Source organism: Mesorhizobium sp. M7A.F.Ca.CA.002.09.1.1 (genome assembly GCF_003998555.1).
Lineage (GTDB): Bacteria > Pseudomonadota > Alphaproteobacteria > Rhizobiales > Rhizobiaceae > Mesorhizobium > Mesorhizobium ciceri.
This window is the reverse complement of record NZ_RZRR01000029.1, coordinates 1-8501: the sequence shown is the minus strand read 5'-3', so window position 1 is coordinate 8501 and position 8501 is coordinate 1. Positions and strand designations below refer to the sequence as shown.

9 protein-coding genes are annotated in these 8501 nt (G+C 61.9%); 4 read left to right on the top strand and 5 right to left on the bottom strand.

Annotated features, from left to right (window positions below):
• Positions 1-41: 41 nt before the first annotated feature.
• The 4 genes from ctaD to EN994_RS02755 all read left to right on the top strand — a co-directional run bounded on the left by ctaD (position 42) and on the right by EN994_RS02755 (position 4396).
• Positions 42-1982, top strand: a complete 1941-nt coding sequence (ctaD, locus tag EN994_RS02770) for a cytochrome c oxidase subunit I (protein ID WP_063170141.1) — start codon at positions 42-44, stop codon at positions 1980-1982.
• Positions 1979-2581: a cytochrome c oxidase subunit 3 gene (locus EN994_RS02765; protein ID WP_013533222.1), complete on the top strand. Its 603-nt coding sequence runs from the start codon at positions 1979-1981 to the stop codon at positions 2579-2581. Before ctaD ends, EN994_RS02765 begins: the two co-directional genes overlap by 4 nt.
• 1 nt (position 2582) lies before the next feature.
• A complete protein-coding gene (locus EN994_RS02760) occupies positions 2583-2924 on the top strand; it encodes a hypothetical protein (RefSeq protein ID WP_063170140.1) in 342 nt (113 codons plus the stop codon).
• Positions 2925-3025: 101 nt separating this feature from the next.
• Positions 3026-4396 (top strand): c-type cytochrome, encoded by a 1371-nt coding sequence (locus EN994_RS02755; RefSeq protein WP_082826728.1) that lies wholly within the window; start codon positions 3026-3028, stop codon positions 4394-4396.
• On the opposite strand, the gene EN994_RS02750 is transcribed toward EN994_RS02755, so the two are convergent.
• From EN994_RS02750 to EN994_RS02730, 5 genes are all read right to left on the bottom strand, one after another.
• Complete coding sequence (locus EN994_RS02750; RefSeq protein ID WP_063170138.1) at positions 4368-4793, bottom strand: c-type cytochrome; 426 nt, start codon at positions 4791-4793, stop codon at positions 4368-4370. The two genes, EN994_RS02755 and EN994_RS02750, sit on opposite strands and share 29 nt — an antisense overlap.
• A 70-nt stretch (positions 4794-4863) precedes the next feature.
• On the bottom strand, positions 4864-5187 hold the full coding sequence (locus tag EN994_RS02745; protein WP_013533226.1) for a hypothetical protein: 324 nt from the start codon (positions 5185-5187) through the stop codon (positions 4864-4866).
• Positions 5188-5726: 539 nt separating this feature from the next.
• The gene (locus tag EN994_RS02740) at positions 5727-5930 is read right to left on the bottom strand and encodes a CsbD family protein (protein ID WP_013533227.1); all 204 of its coding nucleotides are present in this window, start codon (positions 5928-5930) and stop codon (positions 5727-5729) included.
• 322 nt (positions 5931-6252) lie between these two features.
• Entirely contained in the window at positions 6253-7815 is a 1563-nt protein-coding gene (gene guaA / locus EN994_RS02735; protein ID WP_063170137.1) for a glutamine-hydrolyzing GMP synthase, read from the bottom strand.
• Positions 7816-7863: 48 nt separating this feature from the next.
• Positions 7864-8501: 5'-methylthioadenosine/S-adenosylhomocysteine nucleosidase (locus EN994_RS02730; protein WP_127307390.1), on the bottom strand; the 638-nt coding region annotated here is incomplete at its 5' end.

Here is an 8501-nt window from a genome sequence, read left to right as displayed (position 1 = left end):
GACGATCTCAACGCGGTCGTCACCTATCTCGGAAGCCTCGAATGAGTGGCCTTGCGGGAAAGCCGGCCGAGCACACTCAGGAGGCCCTGAAAGGCATCCGTGACACCGGTCTCGAAGAGGTGAGACTGCGCGCCTTTCTGGCGCATGCCTGGCGAACGCCGAAAGGCTTCTACGGCTGGCTGGTCACGGTCGATCACAAGCTGATCGGACGGCGCTATATCGTGACGGCTTTCCTGTTTCTCATCCTTGCGGGTCTGTCAGCGCTCGCCATGCGCTTCCAGCTTGCCCAGCCTGAGGCCGGCCATATCGGTCCCGATCTCTACAACCAGCTGTTCACCATGCACGGCACGACGATGATGTTTCTGTTTGCCGTGCCGGTGATGGAAGCTTTCGCCATTTACCTGGTGCCGCTGATGATCGGCACTCGCAATGTCGCCTTTCCGCGGCTCAATGCATTCAGCTACTGGGTCTATCTTTCCGGCGGGCTGATGATCTGGATCGCCTTCGCCTTCGAAACCGGTGCGGATGCCGGCTGGTTTTCCTATGTGCCGCTCGCCGGACCCGAATATGGCGTCGGCAAGCGCCCCGATTTCTGGGCGCAGATGGTGACCTACACCGAAGTGTCCGCCCTCGCGGTAGCGGTCGAGATCATCGCGACAGTTTTCAAACAACGTGCCCCCGGCATGTCGCTCGACCGCATCCCGCTCTATGTCTGGTCCGTCCTCGTTACGGCTTTCGTCATCCTGTTCGCCATGCCGGCCGTGATGGTCTCGAGCACAATGCTGATCCTCGACCGCCTGGTCGGCACAAAATTTTTCGACCCCGTAGCAGGCGGCGATGCACTGCTGTGGCAGCATCTGTTCTGGTTCTTCGGCCATCCCGAGGTCTATATCATCTTCATTCCGGCGACCGGCTTCGTTTCCGCGATCCTGCCGACCTTCGTTCGCCGCCCGGTGTTCGGCTATCTCGGGATCGTGCTGTCGTTGATCGCGATCGGTTTTCTTTCCTTCGGCCTGTGGGTGCACCACATGTTCGCTACCGGCCTGCCGCAACTCGGCGAGAGCTTCTTCACCGCTTCCTCGATGATGATCGCCATTCCGAGCGGCGTTCAGATCTTCTGCTGGATTGCGACGATCTGGGGCGGCCGGCCGATCTTCGCCACGCCCATGCTTTTCGTTCTCGGCTTCATCTTCACCTTTGTGATCGGCGGCCTGACCGGCGTCATGGTCGCCTCGGTGCCGCTCGACCTGCAGGTGCACGACACCTATTTCGTGGTTGCCCATTTCCATTATGTGCTGGTCGGGGGCGCCGTCTTCCCCCTGCTCGGCGCCGTTTATTACTGGTTTCCCAAGATCACCGGACGCATGCTGTCCGAGAGGCTCGGCCGCTGGAATTTCTGGCTGGTCTTCCTCGGGTTCAATCTCACCTTCTTCCCCATGCATATTCTCGGTCTGCAAGGCATGCCGCGCCGCGTTTATACGTATCCGCCGGCGAGCGGCTGGGGCGAGATGAACCTCTTCATCAGCCTCTCTTCGCTGGTGGTGTTCGCGGGCTTCGCGCTTTTCTTCCTGAATCTCTTTCTCAGCCTCCGCAACGGCCGCATTGCAGGAGACAATCCCTGGGGCGCGAGCACGCTCGAATGGGCGACGACGTCGCCGCCGCCCTCCTACGATTTTTCGCGGCTGCCCGTGGTAACTCACCGCGAACCGCTTTGGGCCGAGCCCGATGTGCTCCCAGTGGTCGAAGGTCTGCGTGTCGACGCCCGCGAGGTGCTCGCCGGTACGGTCGCCGATGCGATGCCGCAAGTAAGGGTACCATCGGCTGACAACTCGATCTGGCCGTTGCTGTCGGCCATCGCAGTCGGCGGCGCATTTCTCGGTTCGATATACACGCCGTGGGCGGTGGTCTGGGGAGCGATCCCGGTTTCGATCGGCTTTATCTGCTGGTTCTGGCCGAAAGGCGAACCGGAGGACGAGGAATGAGGCACCGCCCCGTCGCCGACGTCAGTCACCTGCCCACATACGATTTCGGGTCAGCGAGCCCGATGTGGTGGGGAACCCTTGCCTTCATTGCCCTCGAGGCAACCGGTTTTGCCTTGGCGATAGGCACTTACTTCTATCTGGCCGTGCTGGCCCGGCATTGGCCCATTGGGGCCCCTGCGCCAGATCTGCTGCCGGGGACGGCAGTACTGGTTATTCTGGTTGCGAGCGTCGTGCCCAACCACATGATCGAGGTTTGGGCACGTCGCCAGGACCTGGCGAAAGTTCGCCTTGGCATGGTCGTCATGTCGATCGTCGGCATTCTTCCGCTGATCGTTCGCATCTGGGAATTTCCGGCTCTGCGGATTTCCTGGGATCAGAACGCTTACGGATCGATCGTCTGGTTCCTGCTCGGGCTGCATACGACGCATCTCCTTACCGATGTCGGCGACACGATCGTCCTGGCGGTTCTCATGTTCACGCAAAAAGGCAAGGCAGGCCGCCGCTTCAGCGACGTCTCGGACAACGCCTTCTACTGGGACTTCGTCGTCGTCTCATGGGTCGTGCTCTATCTTGTTATCTATTGGGCTCCGAGGATGTGAGATGCAGGCGATCCGTACCGGCGTTTCCTGGGCAGGCCTGGTCAGCGGACCAGTTGCGTGGGCAATAACGCTGCAGCTCGATTATTCGATTGCATCCTGGCAATGCCATGCCGGCTTTCGTCCCACTGCCTTGTTCTCGTTGATAGGCGCCGCGGTCGCCCTGGCAGGCGCGCTGCTGTCGTGGCACGCCGTTCATGACCGCGGACATGGTACGGTTCCGCCCCGGAAGGCGCGCACGCGCGCATTCCTTGCAAGGACTTCCGTGGGCATCGGGGCGCTGTTCACGCTCATCTTGCTGGCGCAGCTGATGGCAGGGCTGATCTTCAGCGGGTGCGAACTGTGACGAGGTCAAAGACCCGGAGATTGGCCGTCCGCCGGTGCCCGCCTTGGCCTGCCGCGGGCATTCCATTCCCGGCCGTCACCTCCCGGGCGGTCGCGCTCGTCTTGGCATCGTTGCCGCTTTGCACTGAGCTGCGGGCGAGCGAAATCCAGAAGGGTGAATACCTTACCCGAGCGGCCGACTGCATCGGCTGCCACACGTCCAATCCGAGCCGCCCGTTCGCTGGAGGCTATCGCGTGCCGACACCCTTCGGCGACGTATACTCGACCAACATCACACCTGATCCTGACACGGGCATTGGACGCTACTCCGCGGACGAGTTCGTGCGGGCCGTGCGGAAAGGTATCAGGCGCGATGGAGCCGATCTCTATCCCGCCATGCCCTATGACAGCTTCGCCGCGATGAGCCGCGAGGACGTGCTTGCGATCCGGACCTACCTCCTGGCGCAGCCGCCGATCTCGCAGCCGCAGCCGCGAAACATCCTGCCTTTTCCATTCAACCAGCGCTGGACAGTTGCGCTGTGGAAGCTCGCGAACCTGCATACCGGCAGTTTCACGCCCGATCGGAACCGGACCGCCGCATGGAACAGGGGAGCCTACCTGGTCGAGGTGCTCGGCCACTGCGGTGCCTGCCACACGCCAAGGAATGCAACGTTCGGCATGGATGAAGACCACAAGCTTGCCGGCGGCACCGCCGGCATCTGGCAGGCCTTCAACATTACCAGCGACAAGATCGCAGGCGTCGGCGACTGGAGCAACGAAGAGCTGTCTCGATTTCTCAAAACCGGCGCCGTTCCCGGGAAGGCTTATGCGGGCGGGCCGATGGCGGAAACGGTCATGAACAGCCTGCAACATCTTTCCGATGACGATATCCAGGCCATCGTCGCTTATCTCAGGGACGTGCCCGCCCAATCGGGAGACGAAAAGCAGCCGCGTTTCTCATGGGGTAACGCGGCCACGGCCGACGGCGATGCTGGAACCGAAGGGATGACGCAAGGCAGCGGGACCGCAGCCGGCGATGATCTCTATCGATCGCTCTGTTCGACATGCCATGGGGCGAACGGAGGCGGATCGTCAGACGGATCCTATCCGTCCTTGACCCGCAACAGCACCCCCGGCGCGGCCACACCCGAGGATGTCGCCATGACCATCCTTGAAGGCGTCAAAGCTGGCGACGTGGCGGGGCGTAAGTCGATGGCGGCCTTCGGCGGCTGGCTGGACGATGGCCAGGTGGCAGCCCTTGCAAATTACGTCACCGCTCGGTTCGGAAATCCCGACGTCAGCGTTACCGCGGCCGATATACGCCAGATGCGGGCCGGCTCGACAACAGGCCAGACAATCATGGTTCTGGCGGCTCAATCACTTGTGGCGTGCGCCGCCGTGTTGATGCTTGGGCTGCTGCTTCTGCTGGCAAGGCGCCTGCGCCGTCGGACCAGTTCAGTGCGCCTCATGTCCGCGCATAGAGATAGGCGGTGATGTCGCGCGCCTCTTGAGGCGACAGATTTGTATTGGGCATGGCCGTGTTCGGGTCTACGTCCCGCGCTCTGCTGATCCAGCGCATCATCGCATCCGGGCTGGCTCGCGATGCCCCGATATATCCTCTTTCGACGACGCCCCGCAGGGAGGGACCGACGGTACCACGGGCGCCGGGCACCCCCGGGATTTCGTGACATCCGCCACAGCCGTTGCGGATCATGGCCGGGATGGCTCGTTGAGGGTCGCCGCCGATCGCCTGCACAAGCGTGGTTTCTCGCAGACTGTTGCTGCGAACCGATCCGCTGGCGAAGACGGCAAAACCGATGACGACAGCCGCCGATGCTCCTGCCAACCACCAGAATTGGGGCGGCGCTTGCTTGGCGGCCTGCCGGTTCATCTGCGCTTACCGCTCTCAGCGCTCAATGCGCTGCCGAAGCACTGGTCCGGCAACGGATTGAGGAGCCGGGTCATTTATTACAGTTCTGCACATTCGATGTTGTCGTGCCGGTCGCGGTGTTGTTGTCGATGTCGTTGCCTGCCGAATCTTTGCAGCGGTCAGTCATGCCACCTGATTTCGTTGTGGAATTTGTCGAATTTGTAGTGCTCGGATCGGAAGGATTCACGGATGTTCCAGAGCCGGTGCCGCTGTTGCCGCCGGTATTTCCAGACGTAGCCCCGGTGCCGTCGTTCGAGCCCGAACCGCTGTTGGAGCCGGAACTGTTCGACTGTGCCACTGCCGATGTGGCCAATGTGAGCGCGAGCACAGCGGCGGACAGAAGTTTGACGATCATGGTGGATCTCCTGGTTGGGTGTACCGCCACCAAACCAATCCTTTCCTGATATGTTCCCGGCGAAATCGTGTTCAGCAAAATTCTTGTGAAACAGGTTTTTGTGCCGGCACTGCAGACGGGCTAGCCGCGCGACGGCGGTCGATATAGGTGCGCCGCCTTGGCGTCGTCCGGCCGCGGAAGCAGCGCTGGCCGCATGCCCTCGCCTGAAGCATAGTTGCTCACTGGTGGCCGCTGCCCGCGTCCCCGACCAGTGCCCGATCATCCCCGGATCGGAGACAGCTCAATCATCGCCATGAAAGTCATAGCAACGGGCCGAACACGAATATAGCCAGTAGAGCAAGAAAAATCACGGCGATAACTGCGATCGCCCACGTGACAATTCTTCTTGTCCCCCGTTGCTCCTGCTTGCGAGAGATATTTTCAGCCACAGTACGAAATCCTTGCTGCAAAACTCAACCGACGACAAGGCTCAGCGCCCGCATGGTCCTGCCGGACTGTTGGGCCGCGTCCTGGAATGGCCACAGCCGGGGCTCACATGCCTACCAACCCTGCCGCCCGTACCAATCGTCGACATCGCGCCGCACGCGGTCCTTTTCGATGCCGTAACGCTCCTGGATCTTGCCTTCGAGTTGATCGCGCTTGCCGGCGATGCGGTCAAGGTCATCATCGGTGAGTTTGCCCCACTGCTCCTTGACCTTGCCTTTCACCTGTTTCCAGTTTCCTTCCACGCGGTTCCAGTCCATGACACCGTTCTCCCTGTTTTGGAAAGGTCCGGAATAGGAAACGCAATCCAGTCAAGGATGTTCCTGGAAACAGCCAACGCGCTGCCCGATGCCGAATCGGTTGCCAGAAGTTATCGCCCCTTGCGGTCCGCAAAGTACGTTCGAGCCAACTTTCAGCCGAGCCATCGTCGCTCGCTCAAACCCGCGTATTGCACGTCATATGCCAAGGCTCTAAACGGCTCCGACGATGCTTTACATTCGTGCCCGATCACGTTTGAGTGCTGTCAGGCAATCAGCGCTAACTCCAGCGGAGGCGACAACACACCATCGCCGCCTAATCCCCCTACTCCCACTCGATTGTTCCAGGCGGCTTCGACGTCACGTCGTAGACGACGCGGTTGATGCCGCGGACTTCGTTGATGATGCGGGTGGCAGCAGCCCCCAGGAAGGCCATGTCGTAGTGGTAGAAATCCGCCGTCATGCCGTCGACCGAGGTGACGGCGCGCAGCGCGCAGACGAACTCGTAGGTGCGGCCGTCGCCCATCACGCCGACCGTCTGCACCGGCAGCAGCACGGCGAATGCCTGCCAGATGGCATCGTAGAGGCCGGCTTTGCGGATCTCGTCAAGATAGATGGCGTCGGCTTCGCGCAGGATCTCCAGCTTTTCGCGGGTGATGCCGCCGGGGCAGCGGATGGCGAGGCCCGGGCCGGGGAATGGATGGCGTCCGATGAAACTCTCGGGCAGGCCAAGCTCCTTGCCCAGCGCCCTGACCTCGTCCTTGAACAGCTCGCGCAGCGGCTCGACCAGCTGCATGTTCATGCGCGCCGGCAGGCCGCCGACATTGTGGTGCGACTTGATCGTCACCGACGGGCCGCCGGTGAAGGAGACACTTTCGATCACGTCGGGATAGAGCGTGCCTTGCGCCAGGAATTCGGCGCCGCCGAGTTTCTTGGCCTCTTCCTCGAACACCTCGATGAACAGCCGGCCTATGGTCTTGCGTTTTTTCTCCGGATCCGACTCGCCCTCGAGGGCGTCGATGAAACGGTCCGACGCGTTGACCAGAATGAGCGGCAAATTGTAGTGCTCACGGAACATCGCCACCACGCCCGCGGCCTCGTCCTTGCGCATCAGGCCGTGGTCGACAAGGATGCAGGTCAGCTGGTCGCCGACCGCTTCGTGGATCAACAGCGCGGCAACGGAGGAATCGACGCCGCCCGACAGCGCGCAGATGACCTTGCCCTTGCCGACCTGCTTGCGGATCGCCTCGACCGCGTGCTCGCGGTAGGCGCGCATGGTCCAGTCGCCCTCGATGCCGGCGATGTTGTGGACGAAGTTCCTGAGCAGCCGGGCACCGTCGGGCGTATGCACCACCTCGGGGTGGAACATGATGCCGTACATCTTGCGCTCGATGTTGCCGAAGATGGCGAAGGGCGAGCCCTCCGATTTGCCGAACACCTCGAAGCCGGTGGGCAAGGAGATGACGCGGTCGCCATGGCTCATCCACACCTGGTGGCGCTGGCCGGGCGCCCACAGGCCCTCAAACAGCGGGCTGTCCTTCTGGATCTCGACGAAGGCGCGGCCGAATTCGCGATGGTCGGAGCTTTCGGCGACGCCGCCCATCTGCACGCACATGGCCATCTGGCCGTAACAGATGCCGAGCACCGGCACGCCGGCGTCGAAGACGATCTGCGGCGCGCGCGGACTGCCGATATCGCCGGTCGAAGCCGGGCCGCCGGACAGGATCACGGCTTTCGGATTGATGCGCTTGAATGCCGCTTCGGCCGACTGGAACGGCACGATCTCGGAAAACACGCCGGCCTCGCGGATGCGGCGGGCGATGAGCTGGGTGAACTGGCTGCCGAAATCGACAATCAGGACGGTATCGGGATGATTGGCTGTTTTCATGGCGAGCGTTTAGAGAAAGAAATGAGTCGACGCAATGGGTTGCGAGTTTCAGAGCGGTCTGGCGTCTTCATGCGGCGAATCTTTCAGAAGCGTGCCCGAACCGATGGCCTGTTCGAGCCGCATGACGGCCTCCGCCAGCTTCTCATCGATGACTTCAAGATATTCGGTCCAGTCGCCGACATGCCTGAGATCCGCCGCCCCGTCGGAAATGCCGCGCAGCCCGATCAGCGGAATGTCGAACAACTGGCAGGCGCGCAGGCAGGCGAAGGTCTCCATGTCGACCATGTCGGCGTTAACAGCATCATAGGCCGCACCGGTGATGATCGCGCCGCCGGTCGATAGCGTCGCCTGCTTGATATCAGGTATCTTGAAGGGCAATGGCACGGTCACCGGCAGGTCGAGGAAGGGTGTGGCACCCTTCTCGAAGCCGAGCGGCGAAGCGTCGATGTCACGGTAGCTGACCGAAACCGCCTGGTAGATTCCCGTCTGCTCCAGCGTCCGGCTGCCGGCTGAGCCGAGCGACACGACGAGGTCGGGCAGGGTTTTTTGCGACTTCAGCCAGGAGAGTTCAGCGCCTAGCCTGACGCCGGCCTCGACCGGACCGACACCTGTCATCAATGGCGTGAACAGCTGCTTGAGATGCGGACCGTATTCGGCCTGCGCCGCCATGACGAAGAGGACGTCCT

Bases quoted from the DNA above. Each gene is read 5' to 3' on its own strand.
- ctaD (WP_063170141.1), top strand. From the start codon at position 42: ATGAGTGGCCTTGCGGGAAAGCCGGCCGAGCACACTCAGGAGGCCCTG.
- EN994_RS02765 (WP_013533222.1), top strand. From the start codon at position 1,979: ATGAGGCACCGCCCCGTCGCCGACGTCAGTCACCTGCCCACATACGAT.
- EN994_RS02760 (WP_063170140.1), top strand. From the start codon at position 2,583: ATGCAGGCGATCCGTACCGGCGTTTCCTGGGCAGGCCTGGTCAGCGGA.
- EN994_RS02750 (WP_063170138.1), bottom strand. From the start codon at position 4,793: ATGAACCGGCAGGCCGCCAAGCAAGCGCCGCCCCAATTCTGGTGGTTG.
- EN994_RS02745 (WP_013533226.1), bottom strand. From the start codon at position 5,187: ATGATCGTCAAACTTCTGTCCGCCGCTGTGCTCGCGCTCACATTGGCC.
- EN994_RS02740 (WP_013533227.1), bottom strand. From the start codon at position 5,930: ATGGACTGGAACCGCGTGGAAGGAAACTGGAAACAGGTGAAAGGCAAG.
- guaA (WP_063170137.1), bottom strand. From the start codon at position 7,815: ATGAAAACAGCCAATCATCCCGATACCGTCCTGATTGTCGATTTCGGC.